At 73.2% G+C, this 24,751-nt stretch carries 18 protein-coding genes; all 18 read left to right on the forward strand.

The window, feature by feature from the left end; translation table 11 throughout:
* Positions 1–113: 113 nt before the first annotated feature.
* The 18 genes from ACIF8T_RS01645 (at position 114) to ACIF8T_RS01730 (ending at position 24,743) form a co-directional block, all read left to right on the forward strand.
* Positions 114–1,628: a bifunctional folylpolyglutamate synthase/dihydrofolate synthase gene (locus ACIF8T_RS01645; protein WP_400030014.1), complete on the forward strand. Its 1,515-nt coding sequence runs from the start codon at positions 114–116 to the stop codon at positions 1,626–1,628.
* Between the two features lie 9 nt (positions 1,629–1,637).
* Complete coding sequence (locus ACIF8T_RS01650; RefSeq protein WP_400030016.1) at positions 1,638–1,988, forward strand: DUF4233 domain-containing protein; 351 nt, start codon at positions 1,638–1,640, stop codon at positions 1,986–1,988.
* A 66-nt stretch (positions 1,989–2,054) separates the two neighbouring features.
* Positions 2,055–2,468: a nucleoside-diphosphate kinase gene (ndk, locus tag ACIF8T_RS01655; RefSeq protein WP_400030018.1), complete on the forward strand. Its 414-nt coding sequence runs from the start codon at positions 2,055–2,057 to the stop codon at positions 2,466–2,468.
* A gap of 265 nt (positions 2,469–2,733) precedes the next feature.
* Positions 2,734–3,753: a rod shape-determining protein gene (locus tag ACIF8T_RS01660; protein ID WP_006133575.1), complete on the forward strand. Its 1,020-nt coding sequence runs from the start codon at positions 2,734–2,736 to the stop codon at positions 3,751–3,753.
* A gap of 179 nt (positions 3,754–3,932) precedes the next feature.
* Positions 3,933–4,910 carry a rod shape-determining protein MreC gene (gene mreC, locus ACIF8T_RS01665; RefSeq protein WP_400030020.1) on the forward strand — a complete coding sequence of 326 codons (978 nt, stop codon included), beginning with the start codon at positions 3,933–3,935 and terminating at the stop codon, positions 4,908–4,910.
* Positions 4,911–4,923: 13 nt separating this feature from the next.
* Positions 4,924–5,592: a rod shape-determining protein MreD gene (mreD, locus tag ACIF8T_RS01670; protein ID WP_400030022.1), complete on the forward strand. Its 669-nt coding sequence runs from the start codon at positions 4,924–4,926 to the stop codon at positions 5,590–5,592.
* Positions 5,593–5,945: 353 nt separating this feature from the next.
* Positions 5,946–8,192 (forward strand): penicillin-binding protein 2, encoded by a 2,247-nt coding sequence (gene mrdA, locus ACIF8T_RS01675; protein ID WP_400030024.1) that lies wholly within the window; start codon positions 5,946–5,948, stop codon positions 8,190–8,192.
* Entirely contained in the window at positions 8,189–9,391 is a 1,203-nt protein-coding gene (gene rodA, locus ACIF8T_RS01680) for a rod shape-determining protein RodA (RefSeq protein ID WP_400030026.1), read from the forward strand. Before mrdA ends, rodA begins: the two co-directional genes overlap by 4 nt.
* Positions 9,392–9,445: 54 nt before the next feature.
* Positions 9,446–10,993, forward strand: a complete 1,548-nt coding sequence (locus ACIF8T_RS01685) for a CHAD domain-containing protein (RefSeq protein ID WP_400030028.1) — start codon at positions 9,446–9,448, stop codon at positions 10,991–10,993.
* Positions 10,994–11,063: 70 nt separating this feature from the next.
* Positions 11,064–13,028: a TIGR03960 family B12-binding radical SAM protein gene (locus ACIF8T_RS01690; protein ID WP_400030030.1), complete on the forward strand. Its 1,965-nt coding sequence runs from the start codon at positions 11,064–11,066 to the stop codon at positions 13,026–13,028.
* A gap of 345 nt (positions 13,029–13,373) precedes the next feature.
* Positions 13,374–13,829, forward strand: a complete 456-nt coding sequence (locus ACIF8T_RS01695; protein WP_400030032.1) for an ATP-binding protein — start codon at positions 13,374–13,376, stop codon at positions 13,827–13,829.
* Positions 13,830–13,916: 87 nt separating this feature from the next.
* A complete protein-coding gene (locus tag ACIF8T_RS01700; protein WP_400030034.1) occupies positions 13,917–15,059 on the forward strand; it encodes a hypothetical protein in 1,143 nt (380 codons plus the stop codon).
* 46 nt (positions 15,060–15,105) lie between these two features.
* The gene (locus tag ACIF8T_RS01705; RefSeq protein ID WP_400030036.1) at positions 15,106–15,891 is read left to right on the forward strand and encodes a TIGR03936 family radical SAM-associated protein; all 786 of its coding nucleotides are present in this window, start codon (positions 15,106–15,108) and stop codon (positions 15,889–15,891) included.
* A 260-nt stretch (positions 15,892–16,151) separates the two neighbouring features.
* Positions 16,152–20,693: a ribonuclease E/G gene (locus ACIF8T_RS01710; RefSeq protein WP_400030038.1), complete on the forward strand. Its 4,542-nt coding sequence runs from the start codon at positions 16,152–16,154 to the stop codon at positions 20,691–20,693.
* Positions 20,694–20,989: 296 nt separating this feature from the next.
* Complete coding sequence (gene rplU / locus ACIF8T_RS01715) at positions 20,990–21,310, forward strand: 50S ribosomal protein L21 (protein WP_006132815.1); 321 nt, start codon at positions 20,990–20,992, stop codon at positions 21,308–21,310.
* 14 nt (positions 21,311–21,324) lie between these two features.
* Positions 21,325–21,579, forward strand: coding sequence for a 50S ribosomal protein L27 (gene rpmA, locus ACIF8T_RS01720; protein ID WP_004988181.1), 255 nt, complete (start codon positions 21,325–21,327; stop codon positions 21,577–21,579).
* Positions 21,580–21,694: 115 nt separating this feature from the next.
* A complete protein-coding gene (gene obgE, locus ACIF8T_RS01725; protein WP_400030040.1) occupies positions 21,695–23,140 on the forward strand; it encodes a GTPase ObgE in 1,446 nt (481 codons plus the stop codon).
* Between the two features lie 181 nt (positions 23,141–23,321).
* A complete protein-coding gene (locus ACIF8T_RS01730; RefSeq protein WP_400030042.1) occupies positions 23,322–24,743 on the forward strand; it encodes an FG-GAP repeat domain-containing protein in 1,422 nt (473 codons plus the stop codon).
* Positions 24,744–24,751 lie beyond the last annotated feature (8 nt).

Here is a 24,751-nt window from a genome sequence, read left to right on the forward strand (position 1 = left end):
CCGGGGGCCTGCGCGTCCCTCACCGGGCGCGGGGAACCGCGCGACGAGCCGTACCCGCACCGCGGCCCGAGCCGCCCCCGCCTTCGTCACCGACGCTCCGTAGACTGGGCGGCGTGAGCGACATCCCCGGCACCGACGACCAGCCCGACCCCCTCGACTCCTTCGACGAGATCATCTCCGAGGAGACCACCCGCGACCCCGACCTCGCGGTCATCGAGGCCGGCAGCCGCACCCTGCGCACCCAGGGCGGCCCGCCCCAGGCCGACGTGCCCGCCCGGCCCGAGGACCCCGAGGTGGACGCGGCCCTGCGCGAGGTCGAGGCGGAGCTCGCGACCCGCTGGGGCGAGACCAAGCTGGAGCCCTCCGTCAGCCGGATCGCCGCGCTGATGGACGTGCTCGGCGAGCCGCAGCGGTCGTACCCGTCGGTCCACATCACCGGGACCAACGGCAAGACCTCCACCGCCCGCATGATCGAGGCCCTGCTCGGCGCCTTCGAGCTGCGCACCGGCCGGTACACCTCGCCGCACGTGCAGTCCATCACCGAGCGCATCAGCCTGGACGGCGCGCCGATCCCGGCCGAGCGGTTCGTCGAGACGTACCGGGACGTCCAGCCGTACGTGGAGATGGTCGACGGGCAGCAGGAGTACCGGCTGTCCTTCTTCGAGGTGCTCACCGGCATGGCGTACGCCGCGTTCGCCGACGCGCCCGTGGACGTCGCCGTCGTCGAGGTCGGCATGGGCGGCAGCTGGGACGCCACCAACGTGATCGACGGGGACGTCGCCGTCGTCACGCCCATCGACCTGGACCACACCGACCGGCTCGGGTCGACGACCGGCGAGATCGCGACCGAGAAGGCCGGGATCATCAAACGGGGCGCGACCGTGATCATGGCCCAGCAGCCGGTCGACGCGGCGCAGGTGCTGCTGAAGAAGGCCGTGGAGGCCGACGCCACCGTGGCCCGCGAAGGGCTGGAGTTCGGGGTCGTCGCGCGGCAGGTCGCCGTCGGCGGACAGGTGCTGACCCTGCGCGGCCTGGGCGGCGAGTACACCGACATCTACCTGCCCCTGCACGGCGCCTACCAGGCGCACAACGCGGCCGTCGCGCTCGCCGCCGTCGAGGCGTTCTTCGGCGTCGGCGCGCAGCGGGCCGGACAGCTCGACGCCGACACCGTGCGCAAGGCGTTCGCCTCCGTCGCCTCGCCCGGGCGGCTGGAGGTCGTCCGGCGCTCGCCCACCGTCGTGCTGGACGCCGCCCACAACCCGGCGGGCGCGCGGGCCACCGCCGAGGCGATCGGGGAGGCCTTCCAGTTCAGCCGGCTCGTCGGGGTCGTCGGCGCCAGCGGCGACAAGAACGTCCGGGGGCTGCTGGAGGCCTTCGAGCCGGTCTTCGCCGAGGTCGTCGTCACACAGAACTCCAGCCACCGCGCGATGGACGCCGACGAGCTCGCCGCGATCGCCGTCGAGGTGTTCGGGGAGGACCGCGTCCAGGTCGAGCCGCGGCTGCCCGACGCGCTGGAGGCCGCCATCACGCTCGCCGAGGAGGAGGGCGAGTTCGCCGGCGGCGGCGTGCTCGTGACCGGCTCCGTCATCACCGTCGGCGAGGCCCGACTGCTCCTGGGAAAGGGCTGAGGTCCCACCATGCGTACGCTCTGTTCCTCGACCCTGATCGGCGAGTTCTTCATCATCGGCTTCGCCGGGCTCGTCGCGATGAAGGACCCGGACCTGTCCACGGCCACGGTGTGGACGGTGTGCGGCGTCGCCATGTTCCTGTCGGTGGTGCTGTGCGGCCTGGTCACCCGGCCCGGCGGGGTCGCCCTCGGCTGGGCCCTGCAGATCGCGCTGATCGCCTCCGGCGTCTTCGTCCCGATGATGTTCTTCATGGGGGCGCTGTTCGCCGTGCTGTGGTGGGCTTCGGTGCACTTCGGGAGGAAGGTGGACGAGGCGAAGGCCAGATTCGCCGCCCAGGCCGACCAGCCTGACGCTGCGTAACAGGTGCGCGGGGACGCCCGGTACTCTCGTGCTCCCGCACCACCTTTGATTCCAAGGAGTCCCGTCGTGAGCCAGCGCACCCTCGTCCTCCTCAAGCCCGACGCCGTCCGTCGCGGCCTGACCGGCGAGATCATCAGCCGCATCGAGCGCAAGGCCGGCTGGCAGATCACCGCGCTGGAGCTGCGCACGCTGGACCAGGAGACGCTGGAGCAGCACTACGGCGAGCACAAGGGCAAGCCCTTCTACGAGCCGCTGGTGGCCTTCATGTCCTCCGGCCCGGTCGTGGCGATGATCGTCGAGGGCGAGCGGGTCATCGAGGGCGTGCGGCAGCTGGCCGGCCCCACCGACCCGATCGCCGCGCAGCCCGGCTCCATCCGCGGTGACTACGGCGTCATCGTCCGCGAGAACCTGATCCACGCCTCGGACTCGGAGGAGTCCGCGGAGCGCGAGGTCAAGATCTTCTTCCCCGGGCGCGCGTAGCGTCCGTCGGCGGCGGAAGTCCGGTGGCCCGACTGCCCCCGGACTTCTGGCATATGCCGTGGCGATCGAGGGAACGACTGTCCCCGAACGCCCGTCTCCAGAAGCGGACCCGTGCGGCATCTGCTGACAATGGCGGAGACCCTCCCGCAGTGTTCGTGCAGGCGCGTCTACGATGGATGCCAGCACGTCACAGCACCCACCACGCCGACCTGAAAAGCCCTCAAAAGCTCACGGGAAGGCCAGACGAATCCTGATGGGGAACTCAATGTCGTTCATCGGCCGTGACATGGCTGTCGACCTCGGGACCGCCAACACGCTGGTGTACGTCAGGGGTCGCGGGATCGTACTCAACGAGCCGTCCGTCGTCGCGATCAACACCAACACCGGTGGCATCCTCGCGGTCGGTGCCGAAGCGAAGAAGATGATCGGGCGCACGCCCGGCAACATCGTGGCCGTACGCCCGCTGAAGGACGGCGTCATCGCCGACTTCGAGATCACCGAGCGGATGCTCCGCTACTTCATCCTGAAGATCCACAAGCGGCGCTACCTGGCTCGCCCGCGGGTCGTGGTCTGTGTGCCCTCGGGCATCACCGGCGTCGAGCGCCGCGCCGTCATCGAGGCGTCGTCCCAGGCCGGCGCCCGCCAGGTGCACATCATCGAGGAGCCCATGGCCGCGGCCATCGGCTCCGGCCTGCCGGTCCACGAGGCCACGGGCAACATGGTGGTCGACATCGGCGGCGGCACCACGGAGGTCGCGGTCATCTCCCTCGGCGGCATCGTCACCGCCCAGTCCATCCGGGTGGCGGGCGACGAACTGGACAACGCGATCATCCAGCACATCAAGAAGGAGTACTCCCTCCTGCTGGGTGAGCGGACGGCCGAACAGATCAAGATCACGATCGGCTCGGCGTACGACCTCGACACCGACGAGCACACCGAGATCCGCGGCCGGGACCTCGTCTCCGGGCTGCCGAAGACCGTCGTCATCTCCGCCGCCGAGGTGCGCAAGGCGATCGAAGAACCCGTCAACGCCATCGTCGACGCCGTCAAGACGACCCTCGACAAGTGCCCGCCGGAGCTGTCCGGCGACATCATGGACCGGGGAATCGTGCTGACCGGCGGCGGGGCGCTGCTGCGCGGGCTCGACGAGCGGCTGCGCCGCGAGACCGGCATGCCGATCCACATCGCCGAGGACCCGCTGGACAGCGTGGCGCTGGGCTCCGGCAAGTGCGTCGAGGAGTTCGAGGCGCTGCAGCAGGTGCTGGACGCCCAGCCGCGCAGATGAGGTAACTCTTCGGTTCCGCCGTACGGGATGGACTCCTCTCGTACGGCGGACCGTTGGTATGGAGGCATATGCTCCCTCCATGGTGAGCTCCCCCCACGACGGGCTCCGATCCCGCACGCACATCTGAACACCCCGACACCTCATACCCGTTCTCGACGAGGAAGGCACGGCCGCCGCACGTGAGGGACACACGAGAGAGCCGGCTGCTCCTGGTGCTGCTGATCGCCATCGCGTTCGCGCTGATCACGGTGGACATCCGCGGCGGGGAGGATTCACCGGTCGACGGTGCCCGGCGGGCCGCGGCCACGGTCTTCGGCCCGATCGAGAACGGGGTGTCCACCGCGGTCGATCCCATCGGCAACGCCGTCTCCGCGATCCGGGACTCCGGCGAGCGGCACGACCGGCTCGCCCGGCTGGAGCGGGAGAACGCCGCCCTCAAGGCCCGCCTCGGCAGCGACGACCGCAGCCGCAGCCGCCTCAAGCAGCTCGACGCGATGCTGAAGACCGCCGGCCAGGGCCAGTACGGCATCAAGGGCGCCCAGGTCATCGCCATAGGAGCCGCGCAGGGCTTCTCCTGGACCATCACCATCGACGTCGGCGTCAACGACGGCATCAAGCGCGACATGACCGTCCTCAACGGCGACGGACTGGTGGGGCGCGTGACCACGGTCGGGCCCGACACCGCGACCGTGCTGCTCGCCAGCGACCCCGACTTCACCGTCGGCACCCGGATGGAGGGCAGCGACGAACTCGGCTTCGCCTCCGGGCAGGGCGACCGCCCGCTGCGCGTCGAACTCCTCAACGGCAAGGCCGAGGTGAAGAAGGGCGACCGGCTGGTCACCTTCGGATCGCAGGCCGACAAGCCGTTCGTGCCCGGCGTGCCCGTCGGCATCGTCTCCCGCGTCGACCCCTCCGGCGGCGACCTGACCCGGACCCTGTACGTCACGCCGTTCGTCAGCTTCACCAAGCTCGACATCGTCGGCGTCGTCGTCCGGGCCCCCGAGAAGGACCCGCGCGACACGGTGCTCCCCGCCAAGCCCAAGCCGACCCCCCGGCCGACCGTGACCGTCACCGTGACCCCGGGCGCGCAAGACCCCGGGGCGTCCGCCGACGGCCAGGACCGGTCCGCCGGCGGCCAGACCCAGCAAGAGCAGTAGGAGCTGTCAGCCCATGCGCGTCAACCGGATCCTGCTCTCCTCGTCGCTGGTCGTCGTCGCCCTGGTGATCCAGGTGAGCGTCCTCGCCCGCCTCCACCTCCCGGGCGCCGTCCCCGACATACTGCTGCTCACCGTCCTCGGCCTCGCGCTGGTGTACGGGCACGTCGGCGGCGCCCTCGTCGGCTTCGGCGCCGGACTGCTCGCCGACCTCGCCCCGCCCGCCGACCACGCGGCCGGCCGCTACGCCCTGGTGCTGTGCGTCATCGGCTACCTCGCCGGCCTCGTCAAACCCGAGAGCGGCCAGGTCAAGTCGGCCACCGGCCCCATGGTCGTGGTGGTCGCCGCGGCCATCGGCTCGACCCTGCTGTACGCCGGGGTCGGCGCCCTGGTCGGCGACACCGCCGCCCGCCACGTGGGCCTGGGCGGTCTGCTCTTCACGGCCGCCCTGTACGACCTGCTGCTCGCCCCGTTCGTGGTGCCCGGCGTGATGGCCCTGGCCCGGCGCGCCGAGAACGACCCGCTCGCCGAGAGCACCTCCGCCAAGGCCGCCGACATCTCCTCCGGATGGCTCTCCGGCGGCACCGGCCTGCGGATCGGCGGCCAGCGCAACGGGCTCAAGGTGAAGGCGGCCCGGGCACGGGTGGCGCGCGCCGGGCGCATCAAGGGGGTCAAGCGGCTGTGACCGCAGGCAGTTTCACCCGGACGGGTGAGGCCGGGAGGAACCCCGGGCCGCGGCCCCGCCGTTCATCCGTCGTACGCGGGTGCCCGTCCGCCGGACGCACGGACGCGGCGCCGGTCCAGGAGCCCTCCGCTCAGGTGCCGCCCGTTCCCGCGCCGGTCCTTCCGGCAGCGCCCGTGGACGCAGCGCCCGTATGCGCGGCGCCCGAAGCCGCGGCACTTGCAGGAGCAGGACCCGAAAGCGCGGCACCCGAAGTCGCGGCACTTGAAGTCGCAGTACCCGCAGTCGCAGTACCCGTCCTCGCACCACCCGCATTCGCACACTCGTCCACGCACTGAGAGGGGGAGGCAGCCGCAGTGACCAACATTCCCGAGACCGGGCGAAGTCCACGGGTCCAGATCCGGCTCGTCGTCATCCAGGTCCTCGTCCTCTCCCTGCTCGGCACCCTCGGCGGACGCCTGTGGTACCTGCAGATCCGCCAGGGCGCCGAGTACGCCAAGGAGGCCTCCGGCAACCACGTCCAGCAGGTCGTGCAGCCCGCCGTGCGCGGCTCGATCCTGGACGCGCGCGGAGTGGCCCTCGCCGACAACGAGACCCGGCTGGTCGTCTCCGCCTCGCGCACCGACCTGCTGAAGATGAAGGACGACGGCAAGGCCGTCCTCACCAAACTCGCCGGCGTGCTGGGCATGACGCCCAAGGACGTGATGGACAAGGTCCGGCTGTGCGACGCCAAGACGCCGCAGCCCTGCTGGAACGGCTCGCCGTACCAGCCGATCCCCATCACCGACGAGGCCACCCCCAAGCAGGCCCTGCAGATCCGCGAGCGCGCCGAGGACTTCCCCGGCATCACCGCCGAACCCCAGGCCGTGCGCCGCTACCCGGCCCCCGGCAAGGCCAACACGGCCCAGGTCCTCGGCTACCTCTCGCCCGTCACCGACGAGGAGCTGCAGAAGGCGCAGGACACCGACTCGCCGTACCTGCGCTCCGACCAGGTCGGCCGCTCCGGCCTGGAACGCGAGTACGACAAGGAGCTGCGCGGCAAGGCGGGCGTCACCCGCTACGAGGTCGACAACCTCGGCCGCGTCATCGGCCAGGCGGAGGCCGACCCGGCCCAGCCCGGCGACAACCTCGTCACCAGCATCGACGCCCGCGTCCAGCGGGTCGCCGAGTACGAGCTGAACGAGGCGATGAAGGCGGCCCGCCTGGAGCACGACCGCAACACCGGCACCACCTACAAGGCCGACTCCGGCGCCGTCGTCGTCATGGAGGCCAGGACCGGCCGGGTCGTCGCCATGGCGTCCAACCCGACCTACGACCCCAACGCCTGGGTGGGCGGCATCAGCGCCAAGGACTACGCCGCGCTCACCGGCAAGAAGTCCAACTACCCGCTGCTCAACCGCGCGATCCAGGGCCAGTCGGCGCCCGGCTCCATCTTCAAGGTGATCCCGACCGCCGCCGCGGTCAACGCCGGCTACTCCTTCAACGGCCCCTACAACTGCTCCAGTTCGTACTCCATCGGCGGCCAGGTCTTCAAGAACTTCGAGTCCCAGAACCACGGCGCGATCAGCCTCGGCCGCGCGCTCGAGGTCTCCTGCGACACCGTCTTCTACGCGCTCTCCCACGAGGAGTGGAAGCGCGACGGCGGCACCAAGCCGAAGAAGAACGCCAACGACTGGTTCTACAAGACCGCCCACCAGTTCGGCCTCGGCAAGGAGACCGGCATCGACCTGCCCAACGAGGTCACCGGCCGCGTCCCCGACCGCCAGTGGAAGCTGGACTACTGGAAGGCCAACAAGGACGCCTGGTGCAAGACCGGCAAGAAGGACGGCGACTACGCCCAGCGCATCGCCTACGAGAACTGCCTCGAAGGCAACCGCCTGCGCGCCGGTGACTCCGTCAACTACTCCATCGGCCAGGGCGACACCCTCGTCACCCCCATCCAGATGGCCACCATCTACGCGGCCATCTCCAACGGCGGCACGCTCTACACCCCCACCGTCGGCAAGGCGATCCTCAGCGCCGACGGCAAGCAGGTCACGCCGATCAAGCCGCAGGCCCGCGGCAAGCTGCCGATGACGAAGAAGACCCGCGACGAGATAGACGAAGCCCTCGCGGGAGTCGCCACCCGCGGTACGGCCGCCTGGCGGTTCGGCGGCTGGCCGCAGGACGAGATCCCGATGCACGCCAAGACGGGTACGGCGGAGGTCTACGGCAAGCAGACCACCTCGTGGTTCGCCACCTACACCGACGACTACGCGATCGTCATGACGATCTCCCAGGGCGGCACCGGCTCCGGCGCCTCGGGCCCGGCCGTCCGCAACATCTACAACGCGCTGTACGGCGTCTCCCCGGAAGGGGAGATCGACGAGAAGAAGGCCCTGCTGCCCACCCCGCAGAAGAGCCTGCCGAAGGTCAGGACGGACGGCACCATCACCGCCCCGAAGATCTCCAAGGACCCGGCCAAGGACCAGCGGGCCGAGAAGAAGGACGAGAACGCCCCGGCGAGCACGCAGCCGGCGGCCACGGCGGCGCCGCCGTCGCCGGAGAACCGTGACACCCGAAGGCGGCGGCGCGGGCGGGGAAGCCGGAGGATGCCCACATGACCGGCGGCGTGAACAGCTTCCAGGTCTCCGGGTACGGCCCCGAGCGCTCCGGCTGGACGCGGATCCTCGCACGCGACTCGGTGGCCCGCCGACTGGACTGGCCGATACTGCTGTCGGCGGCGGCCCTGTCGCTGATCGGTTCGCTCCTCGTCTACTCGGCGACCCGCAACCGCACCGAGCTCAACCAGGGCGACCCGTACTACTTCCTGGTGCGGCACCTGCTGAACACCGGGATCGGGTTCGCCCTGATGGCCGGCACGGTCTGGGTCGGCCACCGCACCCTGCGCACGGCCGTGCCGTTCCTGTACGGCCTGTCGGTCTTCCTGATCCTGCTGGTGCTCACCCCGCTCGGCTCCACGATCAACGGCGCCCACTCGTGGATCCAGATCGGCGGCGGCTTCTCGCTCCAGCCCTCGGAGTTCGTCAAGGTCACGATCATCCTGGGCATGGCGATGCTGCTGGCGGCCCGGGTGGACGCGGGCGACAAGCAGTACCCCGACCACCGCACCGTCGTGCAGGCCCTCGGCCTGGCCGTCGTGCCCATGCTGATCGTGATGCTCATGCCCGACCTCGGGTCGGTCATGGTCATGGTCGTCATCGTGCTCGGTGTGCTGCTCGCCTCCGGGGCCTCCAACCGGTGGGTCTTCGGACTGCTCGGCGCGGGCCTGGCCGGCGCGCTCACCGTCTGGCAGCTCGGCGTGCTCGACGAGTACCAGATCAACCGCTTCGCCGCCTTCGCCAACCCCGAGCTCGACCCGGCGGGCGTCGGCTACAACACCAACCAGGCCCGCATCGCCATCGGCTCCGGCGGCCTGACCGGCTCGGGCCTCTTCAAGGGCTCGCAGACCACCGGCCAGTTCGTGCCCGAGCAGCAGACGGACTTCGTCTTCACGGTGGCCGGGGAGGAGCTCGGCTTCATCGGCGGCGGCTTGATCATCGTGCTGCTCGGCGTCGTCCTGTGGCGGGCCTGCCGCATCGCCCGGGAGACCAGCGACCTGTACGGCACGATCGTCTCCGCCGGCATCGTCGCCTGGTTCGCCTTCCAGACCTTCGAGAACATCGGCATGACCCTCGGCATCATGCCGGTCACCGGCCTGCCGCTGCCCTTCGTCTCCTACGGCGGATCGTCGATGTTCGCCGTGTGGATAGCGGTCGGGCTGCTCCAGTCGATCCGGGTGCAACGGCCGATGTCGGCGTGAGCGGGGCCGGGCGGCCCCTGCCGCCCGGCCCCCGGCCCGGCTAGATTCGGCCCCATGGCGGACACCAAGCGCGAGATCGAGCGGAAGTACGCGTCCGAGGACGGCCGGCTGCCCGACCTGGCGGGCGTCGCGGGCGTCGCCGCCGTCCTCGACCAGGGCCTCGTCCACCTCGACGCGACCTACTACGACACCGCCGACACCCGCCTGGCCGCCGCCTCCGTCACCCTGCGCCGCCGCACCGGCGGCTCCGACGCGGGCTGGCACCTCAAGCTCCCCGTCGCGCCCGACGTGCGGGACGAGATCCGCGCCCCGCTCTCCGACACCGTCCCCGGCGACCTCGCCGGGCTGGTCCGCTCCCGCGTGCGCGGCGCCGACCTGCTGCCCGTCGTCCGGCTGCGGTCCGACCGCGACGTCCGCCACCTCGTCGACGCGGACGGCCGGCTGCTCGCCGAGGTCAGCCTCGACACCGTCCGCGCCGACCGGCTCACCGGCGACGGCGGCACCGCACGCTGGACCGAGATCGAGGTCGAACTCGCCGACGACGCGGACCCGGCCTTCCTCGACACCGTGGAGCAGCGGCTCCGCGCGGCGGGCGCCCGGCCGTCGGCGTCCCCCTCCAAGCTGGCCCGGGCCCTGGCGGAGACGGCACCCGGGCACCGCCGCACAGGCTCCGGGCCGGGCACGCGCACCGACGACGGGCGCCCGGCGCCGCAGGCCCGGCCCGGCGGTCCCGTCACGGCCGGCGACCACGTCCTGGCGTACGTCCGGGCCCAGCGGGACGCGATCGTCGAGCTGGACCCGGCCGTGCGGCGGGACCTGCACGACGCCGTGCACGGCATGCGCGTGGCCACCCGCCGGCTGCGCAGCGCCCTGCGCTCCTACGCCGCGGTGCTCGACCGGGCCGCGACCGACCCGGTCGGCGGGGAACTGAAGTGGCTGGCCGGCGAACTGGGCGCCGTCCGCGACCAGGAGGTGCTCACCGACCGCCTGACCGCCGCCCTGGACACGCTGCCGGGCACCGTGTCCACCGGCCCCGTGCGCGCCCGCCTGCGCGGCTGGTCGGCGGAGCGCACCGAGGGGTCCCGCGGCCGCCTGATCGCCGTGCTCGACGGCGGGCGGTACCTGGCGCTGCTGGACGCGCTGGACGCCCTGACCGGCGCACCGCCGCTGCGGAAGGCCGCCTCCGGCCGGCCCGAGAAGGTCCTCGCCAAGGCCGTGCGGAAGGAGGTCCGGCGGCTGGCCGCGCGCGTCGAGCGGGCCCTGGCGCTGCCGCCGGGGCAGGACCGCGACCTCGCCCTGCACGAGGCCCGCAAGCAGGCCAAGCGCGCCCGCTACGCGGCGGAGGCGGCCGCCCCGGCGCTCGGCGAGCGCGCCGCCGCCCTGGTGGCGCCGGCGAAGTCGCTCCAGTCCCTCCTCGGCGACCACCAGGACAGCGTGATGGCCCGCGAGGCGCTGCGCGAGCTGGCCGGCCGGGCGCACGCGGCGGGCGAGAGCGCCTTCGCGTACGGGGTGCTCCACGAGCGCGAGGAGCAGCGCGCGCGGGAGGCCGAGGCGCGGCTGCCGCGGGCGTGGCGGGCGGTGGAGGAGCGGGCCGCGCTGTGAGGTACGGGGGACCTCTCCGGCCGCGTTAGGCTAGATGGTCACCCCTGTCAGCACACGAAGGTTGCGCGAGATGCCTGCCGAAGCCGCCGAGTCTGTGTTCCCACAGCTCGAAGCACTGCTCCCGCATGTGCAGAAGCCGATCCAGTACGTCGGCGGAGAGCTCAACTCCACGGTCAAGGACTGGGACTCCTGTGACGTGCGCTGGGCCCTGATGTACCCGGACGCCTACGAGGTCGGACTGCCCAACCAGGGCGTCATGATCCTCTACGAGGTCCTGAACGAGCAGGACGGCGTCCTCGCCGAGCGCACCTACAGCGTGTGGCCGGACCTGGAGGCGCTGATGCGGGAGCACGGCGTCCCGCAGTTCACGGTGGACAGCCACCGCCCGGTGAAGGCCTTCGACGTACTGGGCCTGAGCTTCTCCACGGAGCTCGGCTACACGAACATGCTCACCGCCCTGGACCTGGCCGGCATCCCGCTGGAGTCCCGGGACCGCACCGTCGACGACCCGATCGTGCTGGCCGGCGGTCACGCGGCCTTCAACCCGGAGCCGATCGCGGACTTCATCGACGCGGCGGTCATCGGCGACGGCGAGCAGGCCGTGCTGGACATGACGCGGATCGTCCGCGAGTGGAAGGCGCAGGGCCGGCCCGGCGGCCGCGAGGAGGTCCTCTTCCGCCTCGCGAAGACGGGCGGGGTGTACGTCCCGGGCTTCTACGACGTCGAGTACCTGCCGGACGGCCGGATCGCCCGTGTGGTCCCCAACAGGTCGGGCGTTCCCTGGCGCGTGTCGAAGCACACCGTCATGGACCTCGACGAGTGGCCGTACCCGAAGCAGCCGCTGGTGCCGCTCGCCGAGACGGTCCACGAGCGCATGTCGGTGGAGATCTTCCGCGGCTGCACCCGCGGCTGCCGCTTCTGCCAGGCGGGCATGATCACCCGCCCGGTGCGCGAGCGCTCCATCACCGGCATCGGCGACATGGTCGAGAAGGGCCTCAAGGCGACCGGCTTCGAGGAGGTCGGCCTGCTGTCGCTCTCCTCCGCGGACCACTCCGAGATCGGCGACATCGCCAAGGGCCTCGCGGACCGCTACACGGACGACAAGATCGGCCTCTCGCTGCCCTCCACCCGCGTCGACGCCTTCAACATCGACCTGGCCAACGAGCTCACCCGCAACGGCCGCCGCTCGGGTCTGACCTTCGCGCCCGAGGGCGGCTCGGAGCGCATCCGCAAGGTCATCAACAAGATGGTCTCGGAGGAGGACCTCATCCGGACCGTCGCGACGGCCTACGGCAACGGCTGGCGCCAGGTGAAGCTGTACTTCATGTGCGGCCTGCCGACCGAGACCGACGACGACGTCCTGCAGATCGCCGACATGGCGACCCGCGTGATCCAGAAGGGCCGCGAGGTCTCCGGCTCCAACGACATCCGCTGCACCGTCTCGATCGGCGGCTTCGTCCCCAAGCCCCACACCCCGTTCCAGTGGGCGCCGCAGCTCTCGGCCGAGGAGACCGACGCGCGCCTGGCCAAGCTGCGCGACAAGATCCGCGGCGACAAGAAGTACGGCCGCTCCATCGGTTTCCGCTACCACGACGGCAAGCCCGGCATCGTCGAGGGCCTGCTCTCCCGCGGCGACCGCCGCATCGGCGCGGTCATCCGGGCGGTCTACGAGGACGGCGGCCGCTTCGACGGCTGGCGCGAGCACTTCTCGTACGACCGCTGGATGCAGTGCGCCGACAAGGCGCTCGCGCCCTTCGGCGTCGACGTCGACTGGTACACCACCCGCGAGCGCACCTACGAGGAGGTCCTCCCCTGGGACCACCTCGACTCCGGCCTGGACAAGGACTGGCTCTGGGAGGACTGGCAGGACGCCCTCGACGAGACGGAGGTCGAGGACTGCCGCTGGACGCCGTGCTTCGACTGCGGTGTCTGCCCGCAGATGGACACGCACATCCAGATCGGCCCGACCGGGAAGAAGCTGCTGCCGCTGACGGTGAAGAACGCGGCACCGGCACCGAGCGGGCACACGCACTGAGTGCGGCTGCCGCACGTTCCCGCCCGCCGGGCGACCGCACGGCCGATCGAGCCCTCTCCCCCCGCCGGGGAGGGGGCTCGACCGGCATCCGGTGGCCGACCGCACGCGTCACCGTGCTCCCCACCGGCCGCCTCGCCGCACGGCGGACGGCCCCCGGGGACGGCGGAGGCCGGCCGCGGCCCGCTCGTCCGCTTCGCGTACCTTCCTGCCTTCCTGTAGGTCATTCGGCCCGCCCGTGTGGTCACCGATACGGGCCTTGAACGGCCTAAGGCGCGTGGGCGAGGGTAAGCGAGGGGCAGAAGATCAGCCCAGAATTCACAAGAGCGAACAAATAGGGCGTATCCCATGGTCATCCCGCTTAGGAAGCAGGCGCCGGATGAACGAGGGCCACGCGGACACGGCGAGCTCAGGTGGAGTGCCACCTGGGACAGTCGCACGCTCACCGTCGCCGAGGCACGGAGAGCCACCCACGACTTCCTCGTCCGCGTCCGTGACTCCGGTCCTCGTGATATACCCGATCGGTTCCTGCAGGACGCGCAGTTGGTGGTCAGCGAACTGGTCACCAACGTGATACGGCATGCTCCCGGCCCCTGCGGGATGCTCCTGGAGATGTCGGCCGACGGCACGTGGCTGCGGATCGGCGTCTTCGACACCTCCGGGGCGCTGCCCCAGGTCAAGCCGCGCGACGGCGCGCGCGTCGGTGGACACGGCCTGGAGATCACCCAGGCCCTCAGCGCGCGGCTGACCGTCACGCCGCACGGGACCGGGAAGCGGATCTCGGCGGAATTGCGGGTGCCCTAGGCGGCGGCTCCGGGGGGACGTCGTGGACGAGCGGACCCGACGGCGCGGCCCGGGATCCGGACGGGCCGCCGAGGCGTCTACGACGGTATGGATCTGCAGAAACCGTCCGCCGGCCGTCCCGCACGCCCCGGAGGCGGCGAGCCGCACGGCTCGCCCGAGGGGTGCCTGACCGCCGCGATCCGCGTTCCGGTGCGGATCGTGGTCCTCGTGCTGGTCGTGCCGGTGCGGATGGTGTGGGACGCGCTCGTCGTGACCGGGCGGTTCCTCGTCGACACGCTGCTCAGGCCGCTGGGGCGTGCCCTGCTGTGGCTCGGCCGGGCGGTCCTCGTCCTGCCGTTCACGGGGCTCTGGCGGTACGTCGTCGTGCCCGCCGGCACGGTACTGGCCCGGCTCGGGCACGTGCTCGTCGTCGTACCCGCCGGGTGGCTCCACCGCTCCGTGCTGACGCCCGCCGGGCGCGCCCTGGTGCGGGCCGGGCGGGGCGTCGGCGCCGCGCTGGCGTGGGTGTACGCGCACGTGCTCACGCCCCCGGGGCACGCGCTGCTGTGGGTCCTCAAGGGGACCGGCGCCGTTCTCGCCGCGCTCGGCCTGGGCGCTTACACGGCCGTGGCGTGGCTCGTGCGGCACCTGGTCGTTGTACCGGCGCGGTGGCTGTACACGTGGGTCCTCGCGCCGGTCGGGCGGGCGGCCGTGTGGTGCGCGCGGGGGATCGCGTGGCTGGTGAGCGCCTTGATCACCGGGGTCGGTGCCGCGCTGTACCGGACCGCCCGGATCCTGTTCGTGCTGCCGGCGCTCGCCGTGTGGCGCTGGGTCCTCGCGCCCGTGGGCCGCGTGCTCGGCGTCGTGGGACGGGAGGTCCGGGACGCCCTGGGGCACGCGTGGCGTATCGCGGGGCACCTCTCGCTCGCCGTGGGGCGGTTCCTCGCGACCCTCTTCCGGTGGATCCTCGTGGAACCGGCGCGACGGGTGTACCGCAGCGTGCTGACCCCCGTCGGGCACGTCGTCCGGGACGCGGTCCTGCGGCCCGCCGCCGAGGCCGCGCGCGGCGCGGGACGGGCCGTCCGGCAGGCCCTGGCCGCCGCCCGGGAGACGGCCCGGCAGATCCGCGCGGACGTGAGCCGGACGCTCTTCGGGGAACCCGCAGGACGTCGGATCGCGGACCGGCGGGAACCTGTCGGCCGCGGGACACGTACTCTTGGTAGCAGTACGACCGCTCTCACGAAGGACTAGGACACTGGGCAAGCGACAGCCCGAAGGCCCGCCGCCCGCACCCGCGGTGCAGCGCATCCGACTGCGCTACACCAAGCGCGGCCGCCTCCGGTTCACCAGCCACCGTGACTTCCAGCGCGCCTTCGAGCGTGCGCTGCGCCGCGCCGAGGTGCCGATGGCCTACTCGGCGGGGTTCACGCCGCACCCGAAGGTGTCGTACGCCAATGCCGCACCCACCGGCACGGGCAGTGAGGCGGAGTATCTGGAGATCGCGCTCACCGAGCCGCGTGACCCGGAGCAGTTGCGGGTCCTCCTCGACGAGTCGCTGCCCGCCGGGCTCGACGTGATCGAGGCGGTCGAGGCCCGGACCTCCGGGCTCGCCGACCGGCTGACGGCCTCCGTCTGGGAGCTGCGGCTGGACGGCGTGGACCCGGCCGAGGCCCACCGCGCGGTGCAGGCCTTCAACGCGGCCGGGACCGTCGAGGTGCAGCGCCTGACCAAGAACGGCGTGCGCACCTTCGACGCCCGGCCCGCCGTCGTGAGCCTGGAAAGCCTCGACGCCTCGGAAACGCACGGTTCGCGGGCTGATAGGCCGACCGACCAGCCCTGTGCGATACTGCGGCTGGTTGTTCGGCACGTGACGCCTGCCGTACGACCCGACGACGTCCTGTCCGGTCTCAGCGCCGTGGCCGACCTGGCGCCGCCGGTCCCCGCAGCGGTGACCAGGCTGGCGCAGGGGCTGTTCGATGAAGAGACCGGCACGGTGACCGACCCGCTCGCGCCCGACCGCGAGGCAGCAGCGACCGAGCCGCACACGGCCGGCGCCACTGCCGCCGCGACGGCACCGGCGTAAGGAAGGTCCCGCGTAGGGACGGGCGTCGTAGCGCCGCCCTCGAACTCGGGAGCCACCTGGGTCGGGCAGCGCACCCACCAGAAGACTTTCGCCAGGCCGTGCGCATTCGGCGTACGGAACCGGCGAGACAGGACACAGAGAGCTCCCGAGCGGCGCCCGCGCCCCGGACGGCGGCAGCCGCGCATCGCGCGAGCCGCGGACGTCACCGGCATCGCCGGACCAGGCGCGGCGCCCGGGAGCCTGACGGGAGAAATGCCCGCATGCTCGAGCCGACCGAACCCACTCAGGGTTCCGACCAGAACACTCCGAGCGACACCCTGCCGCCGCGCCGGCGGCGGCGTGCCGCGTCCCGCCCGGCGGGTCCGCCCGCGGCCTCCTCGGACGCTCCGGTGGAGACCGTGACGCCGGCCATACCGGCCGCGCAGTCCGCCGAAGCCCTCGCCGAGACGGACGAGGCCGAGGCGACCGAGGAGACCCAGGCGACCGTCGCGGCGGACGCCCAGGCCGGAGAGGCCGTCCAGGCCCCGACGGCCGAGGAGAAGGACGACCAGGCCGACGGTGCGCCCGCCGGCCGCCGGCGCCGCCGGGTGGTCCGCCGTGCGTCCGCGCCCGCCGGATCGCCGGCCGCCGCGGAGGCGGCGGAGACCGTCGTGCCGGTGAGCACGGCCGCCGCGTCCGACGCGCAGGCCCCGCAGGAGACCGGTACCGCCGCGCCTGCCGCCGCCGAGTCCGCCGAAGCCGCCACTCCCCGGCGTACCCGGCGCCGTGCCACGCGCAGCGTGACCTCGCCGGCCGAGGCCGCCGGGTCCACCGAGACCCCGGCCGCCGTCGCGAGCGGCGAGGCGCGGGAGCCGGTGGCCGCCGCCGAGGCCGCGCAGACCGCCGAGGCCGCGCAGGCCGTGGAGCCGGGTGAGTCCGGTGAGGAGGCCGCTCCGCGCAGGACCCGTCGCCGGGCGACGCGCCGGGTGTCCGCGCCCGCCGGTGCGCCCGAGCCGACCGGGACCGCGGAGACCGCTGAGACCGACGAGCCCGCGGCCGGGTCCGCCGAGGCTCCGGCTGCCGTCGCCGGTGCCGGGGCGCGGGAGCCGGTGGCCGCCGCCGAGGCCGCGCAGACCGCCGAGGCCGCGCAGGCCGTGGAGCCGGGTGAGTCCGGTGAGGAGGCCGCTCCGCGCAGGACCCGTCGCCGGGCGACGCGCCGGGTGTCCGCGCCCGCCGGTGCCGAGACCGCCGAAGGCGCTGACGCCGCCGCGTCCGCGCAGGCCGGCACCGCCCCGGCGTCCGCCGAAACCGCCGCGCCGTCCGCCGCGACCTCCTCGTCCGCCGAGGAGGCGAACACCCCCGTGACCGACACCCCCGTGACCGACACCCGAGTGACCGGGACCCCGGCGACCGAGGCCCCCGCCGCCCAGGCGTCCGGCGAGGACGCCGCCCCGCGCCGTGCGCGCCGCCGCGCCGTGCGCCGGGCCGCCACCGGCTTCTCCGAGCCCGCGCGGCCCGCCGCCGAGGGCGAGGCGCCGCGTCCGGCCCGCCCGGCCGTCGCGGTGTTCCAGCCGCCGGTGTTCACCGAGCCGAGGTTCCAGACGCCGGAGCGGGCCGCCGCCGAAGCCGCGGCGGAGGCCGCCGGTGCGGAGGAGCCCGACGAGACCGAGGAGTTCCCGGAGGAGCAGCCCGCCGGGACGCGCCGCCGCCGTCGGCGCCGGGGCGCCGGTGACGAGCCCGAGGCCCGGACCGCCGAGCCCGAGGCCCGGGAGCCCGAGGCCGACACCTCCGTCGAGGACGAGGCGGACGAGGCCGAGGAGGCCGCCGAGGACCAGGCGGGCGACGAGCAGGACGAGACCGAGGGCAGCGGGTCGCGCCGCCGCCGTCGCCGTGGCGGCCGCCGCCGCCGGCGCGGCGAGAACGCCGACGGCGACACCGACGGCGACGAGTCCGACGACGAGACCGAGCGGGTCGCCGCCGAGCAGGTCGCCCAGGACGCCGAGGACACCGCCGAGCAGGTCGAAGAGGACACCGAGGACGACGAGACGGGCGAGGACCGCGACGACCAGGGCGCCGGCGCCGGGTCCAGCAGCAGCCGCCGCCGTCGCCGCCGGCGTCGCCGCGCCGGTGACGCGGGCCCGGAGGCCGAGCCCTCCGCCGACGACCCCGAGCGCACCGTCGTCAAGGTCCGCGAGCCCCGCAAGGCCGCCGAGCCGTCCGACGAGGTGCAGTCCATCAAGGGCTCGACCCGCCTGGAGGCCAAGAAGCAGCGCCGCCGGGAAGGCCGCGAGCAGGGCCGCCGCCGCGTCCCGATCATCACCGAGGCCGAGTTCCTGGCCCGCCGCGAGGCCGTCGAGCGCGTGATGGTCGTCCGCCAGCACGGCGACCGCACGCAGATCGGCGTCCTGGAGGACAACGTCCTCGTCGAGCACTACGTCAACAAGGAGCAGGCGGTCTCGTACGTCGGGAACGTCTACCTCGGCAAGGTGCAGAACGTGCTGCCCTCGATGGAGGCCGCCTTCATCGACATCGGCAAGGGCCGCAACGCCGTCCTGTACGCCGGCGAGGTCAACTTCGAGGCCCTCGGCATGGCCAACGGGCCGCGCCGCATCGAGTCCGCCCTGAAGTCGGGCCAGTCGGTCCTCGTCCAGGTCACCAAGGACCCGATCGGTCACAAGGGCGCTCGCCTGACCAGCCAGGTCTCCCTGCCGGGCCGCTACCTCGTGTACGTGCCCGAGGGTTCGATGACCGGCATCAGCCGCAAGCTGCCCGACACCGAGCGGTCCCGGCTGAAGACGATCCTCAAGAAGATCGTCCCCGAGGACGCGGGCGTCATCGTGCGCACCGCCGCCGAGGGCGCGAGCGAGGACGAGCTGCGCCGTGACGTCGAGCGGCTCCAGGCGCAGTGGGAGGAGATCCAGAAGAAGGCCAAGAACGGCAACGCGCCGACGCTGCTGTACGGCGAGCCGGACATGACCGTCCGGGTCGTGCGCGACATCTTCAACGAGGACTTCTCCAAGGTCATCGTCAGCGGTGACGAGGCCTGGCAGACCATCCACGGGTACGTCTCGCACGTCGCGCCGGACCTCGCGGAGCGGCTGCAGCGGTGGACCTCCGAGGTCGACGTCTTCGCCACGTACCGGATCGACGAGCAGCTCGCCAAGGCGCTGGACCGCAAGGTCTGGCTGCCCAGCGGCGGTTCGCTGGTGATCGACCGGACCGAGGCGATGGTCGTCATCGACGTCAACACCGGCAAGTTCACCGGCCAGGGCGGCAACCTGGAGGAGACGGTCACCAGGAACAACCTGGAGGCGGCCGAGGAGATCGTGCGCCAGCTGCGGCTGCGCGACCTCGGCGGCATCATCGTGATCGACTTCATCGACATGGTGCTGGAGTCCAACCGGGACCTGGTGCTGCGGCGCCTGCTGGAGTGCCTGGGCCGGGACCGCACGAAGCACCAGGTCGCCGAGGTGACCTCGCTGGGGCTCGTGCAGATGACCCGCAAGCGGGTCGGCCAGGGCCTGCTGGAGTCGTTCTCCGAGACCTGCGTCCACTGCAACGGCCGCGGTGTCATCGTCCACATGGAGCAGCCGAGCTCCGCCGGTGGCGGCGGCAAGCGCAAGAAGCGCGCCCGTGCCGGTGCCGCCGAGCAGCCGCACGAGCACGAGGCGGCCGTCGAGACCGCCGAGGAGGAGGCGGAGACCGAGGCCGAGGTCGTCGCGGAGGTGGCCGAGCCGGTCGCGCTCCCGGCACCCGACTTCGCTCCCGACGAGGAGCTGTACAGCAGCGCCGCCGAGGCGGAGGCCGCGGCCTCCCGCGGGCGTTCGCGGCGCCGGACCAGCCGCCGGGCGTCCGCTCCGGCGGGCGCGCCGAGGGGCGGGACGGCGAGGGCCGAGGAGACCCGCGCCGCGGCGCCGACGGCTCAGGACGTCACCGCCGAGGAGGAGGCCGCGCGCCCGGTGCGGCCGGAGCCGGCCGCCGAGGCGCACGCCGAGCCGGTCGCCGTCGAGGACCCGGTCGTCGAGGCGCCGGAGGCCGAGGCCCAGGCCGAGGCCGTCGCCCCGGAGGCTCCCGAGGCCGCCCCCGCCGCGGCTCCGGCCGCCGACGAGGCCGCGCCGAAGGGCCGTACCCGGCGGCGGGCCGTCCGCAAGGTGTCCGCTCCGGCCGGTTCGCCGGCGGGGGCCGAGGCCGCCGTGGTGACGGTCGCCGAGCCCGCCGCCGCCCCGGCGCAGGCCGAGGAGGCCCCGGCGGAGCAGGCCGAGACGGCCGAGGCGCCCGCGCCGAGCGCCGCCCCGGCCCGCCCGCGCCGCCGCGCCGTGCGCAAGCCCACCGCGCCCACCGCGTCCGAGGAGGCGGCCGTCCTGGTCGTCCCGTCGGCCCCGGCGGACGACAAGGGCGAGCGCGGCCGGGCCGAGGAGCCCGTCCAGGAGGCCGCTCCGGCCGCCGAACCGGCCGAGGAGACCCCGCAGACCCCGGTGTCCGCGGAGACCTCCGAGGCCCCGGCCGAGGCGGCGCCCGCCGAGGGCGGTGCCGACGACGAGGCGGCCGAGGCTCCGGCCAAGAAGGCGGCGGCCCGCAAGACGGCGAAGAAGGCCACGGCCAAGAAGGCCGCCACCAAGAAGACGGCGGCGAAGAAGACCGCCGTCAAGAAGGCGACGGCCAAGAAGGCGGCGAAGACGGCCACCAAGACGGCCACCAAGACGGCCACCAAGACGGCCGCCAAGACCGCCACCAAGGCGGCGGCCAAGAAGACGACGTCCAGGAAGACCGCGGCGGCGCAGCAGAGCGCACCGTCCGTCGCGGCCGCCACGGACGAGGGCTGACGCCCGCCGGGGCGTACGCGGGCACACGGGTGCGCGCGTACGCCCCGGGCCGCGGCCGGGTCGCCGGCCGCGCACCCGCGGCCGGCGTGACCGGTCGCACACCCGCGGACCCCGGCCCGGTTTGACCCCCTCGGCCGCGGGCCCGTAACCTTGACCGTCGGTCGGCGTGTCCCTTGACGCGCCACATCCCCGTAAACCTCATCCTCCCGGGCGCCGGGCGCCCAGGAGAGGCCGTCCGCATGCCGGGCGGCTGGCCTGCGGGGGTGCCGTTCCCCGAGCGAAGAGAGTGAGTCCGCGTGTACGCCATCGTGCGCAGCGGTGGTCGCCAGCACAAGGTTGCTGTCGGCGACATCGTTGAGGTTGACAAGATTTCCACTGCCAAGGTTGGCGACACGGTCGAGCTCTCGACCCTGCTCGTCGTTGACGGCGACTCCGTGACCAGCGACCCGTGGGTGCTGGCCGGCATCAAGGTCCAGGCCGAGGTCGTGGACCACCACAAGGGCCAGAAGATCGACATTCTGCGCTACAAGAACAAGACCGGCTACCGCCGTCGTCAGGGCCACCGCCAGCAGTACACGGCGATCAAGGTCACTGAGATCCCCGCGGCTGCGAAGTAAGGGACTGAGGAGAGATGGCACACAAGAAGGGCGCATCGTCCACCCGTAACGGTCGTGACTCCAACGCTCAGCGCCTCGGCGTGAAGCGCTTCGGCGGTCAGGTCGTCAGCGCCGGTGAGATCCTGGTCCGCCAGCGCGGCACCCACTTCCACCCGGGTGCGGGCGTCGGCCGCGGCGGCGACGACACGCTGTTCGCGCTGCAGGCCGGTGCCGTGGAGTTCGGCACCAGCCGTGGCCGCAAGGTCGTGAACATCGTTCCGGTCGCCTGACCGGGCCGACCACGCACGTTCGCGAGGCGGACCTCACTTCCCGGTCGGGAAGGCGGGTCCGCCTTTCGCGTGTTAAGCAGGAAACACTCTTTTACGTCTCTGGAGGCACCCCACCATGACCACCTTCGTGGACCGCGTCGAGCTGCACGTCGCCGCGGGTAACGGAGGCCACGGCTGTGCCTCCGTCCACCGTGAGAAGTTCAAGCCGCTCGGCGGCCCGGACGGCGGCAACGGCGGACGCGGCGGCGACGTGATCCTCACCGTCGACCAGTCCGTGACGACCCTCCTCGAATACCACCACTCCCCGCACCGCAAGGCCACCAACGGCAAGCCCGGCGAGGGCGGCCACCGGTCCGGCAAGGACGGCCAGGACCTGGTCCTGACCGTGCCCGACGGGACCGTGGTGCTCGACAAGGCGGGCAACGTGCTCGCCGACCTGGTCGGGCACGGCACGTCGTACATCGCCGCGCAGGGCGGCCGGGGCGGGCTCGGCAACGCGGCGCTCGCCTCCGCGCGGCGCAAGGCGCCCGGTTTCGCGCTGCTGGGCGAGCCCGGTGACGTGCGGGACGTCGTGCTGGAGCTGAAGACCGTCGCCGACGTGGCGCTGGTCGGGTACCCGAGCGCCGGCAAGTCCTCGCTGATCTCCGTGCTGAGCGCCGCCAAGCCGAAGATCGCCGACTACCCCTTCACGACGCTCGTCCCGAACCTCGGCGTGGTGACGGCCGGTTCGACCGTCTACACGGTCGCCGACGTGCCGGGGCTCATCCCCGGGGCCAGCCAGGGCAAGGGGCTCGGGCTGGAGTTCCTGCGCCACGTGGAGCGGTGCAGCGTGCTGGTGCACGTGCTCGACACGGCGACGCTGGAGTCCGAGCGCGACCCGCTCTCCGACCTCGACGTCATCGAGGAGGAGCTGCGGCAGTACGGCGGTCTCGACAACCGCCCGCGGCTCGTCGTCCTCAACAAGGTCGACGTGCCGGACGGCCGGGACCTGGCCGAGATGGTGCGGCCCGACCTGGAGGCGCGCGGCTACCGCGTCTTCGAGGTGTCGGCGGTGGCGCACATCGGGCTGAAGGAGCTGTCGTACGCGCTGGCCGAGCTGGTCGCCTCGGCGCGGGCCGCCCGGCCGAAGGAGGAGGCGACCCGGATCGTCATCCGCCCGAAGGCCGTCGACGACACGGGCTTCACCGTCACGCGCGAAGAGGTCGGCGGCGAGCCGCTGTTCCGCGTCCGGGGCGAGAAGCCCGAGCGGTGGGTGCGGCAGACCGACTTCAACAACGACGAGGCGGTCGGCTACCTCGCGGACCGGCTCAACCGGCTCGGTGTCGAAGAGGCCCTGATGAAGGCCGGCGCGCGGTCCGGCGACGGCGTCGCCATCGGACCCGAGGAGAACGCGGTCGTCTTCGACTGGGAGCCGTCCGTCATGGCCGGTGCCGAGATGCTCGGCCGCCGCGGCGAGGACCACCGGCTCGACGAGGCGCGGCCCGCCGCGCAGCGCAGGCGCGACCGGCAGGCCGAACGGGACGAGGCGCAGCGGGAGTTCGACGACTTCGAGCCGTTCTAGGCGGCGCCTCGCGGGGAGCGCCGCGCCGCGCCGGGTGAAGGCCGGGCGAACTCGCGGCGTACTCCAGGGCAACCAAGTCCGGGGGTAGGGAGTCGTACGGGGCGTGCGGTGAGGATCTTGGTCCCGGACGGAGACCGGGGTCCCGCCGCGGTCAACCGCCCTCCCGATCCCCGGAGTCGACGTGTCCGAGCCCGTACGGGGCGCAGCCCGGCGTACCGTCGTGGTCGCGCTCGCCCTGCTCAGCGCCACCGCCGCCGTCGTGCCGGTGGCGCACGCCCGGCCCGCCGCCGCGGCGCAGGTCCGCCAGGACTTCGACGGCGACGGGTACGGGGACCTGGCCGTCGCGGCCCCGCACGCCACGGTGGGCGGGAAGGCGGACGCCGGGTACGTGGCGGTGCTGTACGGTTCCCCGCGCGGGCTCGGCCCCGCCGCCCGCACGGTCCACACGCAGGCTTCCGCGGGGGTGCCCGGCACCGTCGAGGCCGGTGACCGGTTCGGCAGCCGGCTCACCGCCGCCGACCTCGACGGCGACGGCTTCACCGACCTGGTGGTCGCCGCGAGCGGGGAGCGGTGGGAGCAGGGCGGCCTCGCCCGGGAGGGCAACCGGACCGTGCTGTGGGGCGGCCCCGGCGGCTTCACCGCGGGGAAGGTGCTGCCCGCCGAGGGCACCGGCCGCCACCAGGCCCACCGGACCGTCGCCGGTGACTTCGACGGCGACGGGCACCAGGACCTGGCCCGCGAGGGCCGGGTGACGTACGGGCCCTTCGGCCGCGACGGGCGGCCCTCGCGCACCCAGGACGGCGTCGCCTTCGCCGACGACGACCTGCTGACGGTCGACGTGGCGGCCGGGGACACCGACGGCGACGGCGCCACCGACCTGGTCACGGTGACCCGGGCGTACGACAGGGACCCCGAGGGTGGCTACACCTACCAGGTCAACCAACTGCTCGGCGGCCGCGGCGGAGTGCGTCCGCTCACCCTCCTCAGGGAACTCGCCGCCCCCGCCCACGGGGCCCTCGCCCTCGGCGACCTGAACGGGGACGGGCGCGCGGACCTGGTGCTGGGCGCCAATTCCCTGCGGATCCGGTACGCCGGTGCGCACGGCCTGACCTCCGGCGCCCCCCAGGTCATCACCCAGGACACGCCCGGCGTCCCGGGCGTCCAGGAGGCCGACGACTCCTTCGGCTGGTCGCTGTCGGTGGGGGACGTGGACGGCGACGGACACGGCGACGTGCTGGCCGGCAACCCCTACGAGAGCTTCGGCGGGGTGAGCCGTGCCGGCACCTTCGCCGTCGTGCCCGGCGGGCCGCACGGGCCGACCGGCGCCGGCACCACGGTGCTCGGCCAGAACAGCGCGGACGTGCCCGGCACCGCCGAGCGGCAGGACTTCTTCGGCGCCACCACCCACCTCGTCGACGGCGACGGCGACGGCCGGGCGGAGCCGGTGGTCGCGGCGGCCGCCGAGGACGCGGGCGCGGGCGCCGTCTGGGTGCTGCGCTCCGGTCCGGCCGGCGTCATCGCCCGGGACTCCTTCTCCTTCGGCGCCCGCACCCTCGGCACGGTCGCGGCCGGGGCCGCGCTGGGCTCCCACTTCCCCGGCTGAGCTTTCCG

The sequence above is a fragment of the Streptomyces sp. NPDC085946 genome (assembly GCF_044540485.1).
GTDB lineage: Bacteria > Actinomycetota > Actinomycetes > Streptomycetales > Streptomycetaceae > Streptomyces.

Bases quoted from the DNA above. Each gene is read 5' to 3' on its own strand.
- ACIF8T_RS01690 (WP_400030030.1), top strand. From the start codon at position 11,064: ATGCCTGCCGAAGCCGCCGAGTCTGTGTTCCCACAGCTCGAAGCACTG.
- rpmA (WP_004988181.1), top strand. From the start codon at position 21,325: ATGGCACACAAGAAGGGCGCATCGTCCACCCGTAACGGTCGTGACTCC.
- ACIF8T_RS01685 (WP_400030028.1), top strand. From the start codon at position 9,446: ATGGCGGACACCAAGCGCGAGATCGAGCGGAAGTACGCGTCCGAGGAC.
- ACIF8T_RS01700 (WP_400030034.1), top strand. From the start codon at position 13,917: ATGGATCTGCAGAAACCGTCCGCCGGCCGTCCCGCACGCCCCGGAGGC.
- ACIF8T_RS01650 (WP_400030016.1), top strand. From the start codon at position 1,638: ATGCGTACGCTCTGTTCCTCGACCCTGATCGGCGAGTTCTTCATCATC.
- ACIF8T_RS01710 (WP_400030038.1), top strand. From the start codon at position 16,152: ATGCTCGAGCCGACCGAACCCACTCAGGGTTCCGACCAGAACACTCCG.
- ACIF8T_RS01660 (WP_006133575.1), top strand. From the start codon at position 2,734: ATGTCGTTCATCGGCCGTGACATGGCTGTCGACCTCGGGACCGCCAAC.
- obgE (WP_400030040.1), top strand. From the start codon at position 21,695: ATGACCACCTTCGTGGACCGCGTCGAGCTGCACGTCGCCGCGGGTAAC.
- mreD (WP_400030022.1), top strand. From the start codon at position 4,924: ATGCGCGTCAACCGGATCCTGCTCTCCTCGTCGCTGGTCGTCGTCGCC.
- rodA (WP_400030026.1), top strand. From the start codon at position 8,189: ATGACCGGCGGCGTGAACAGCTTCCAGGTCTCCGGGTACGGCCCCGAG.
- ACIF8T_RS01695 (WP_400030032.1), top strand. From the start codon at position 13,374: ATGGTCATCCCGCTTAGGAAGCAGGCGCCGGATGAACGAGGGCCACGC.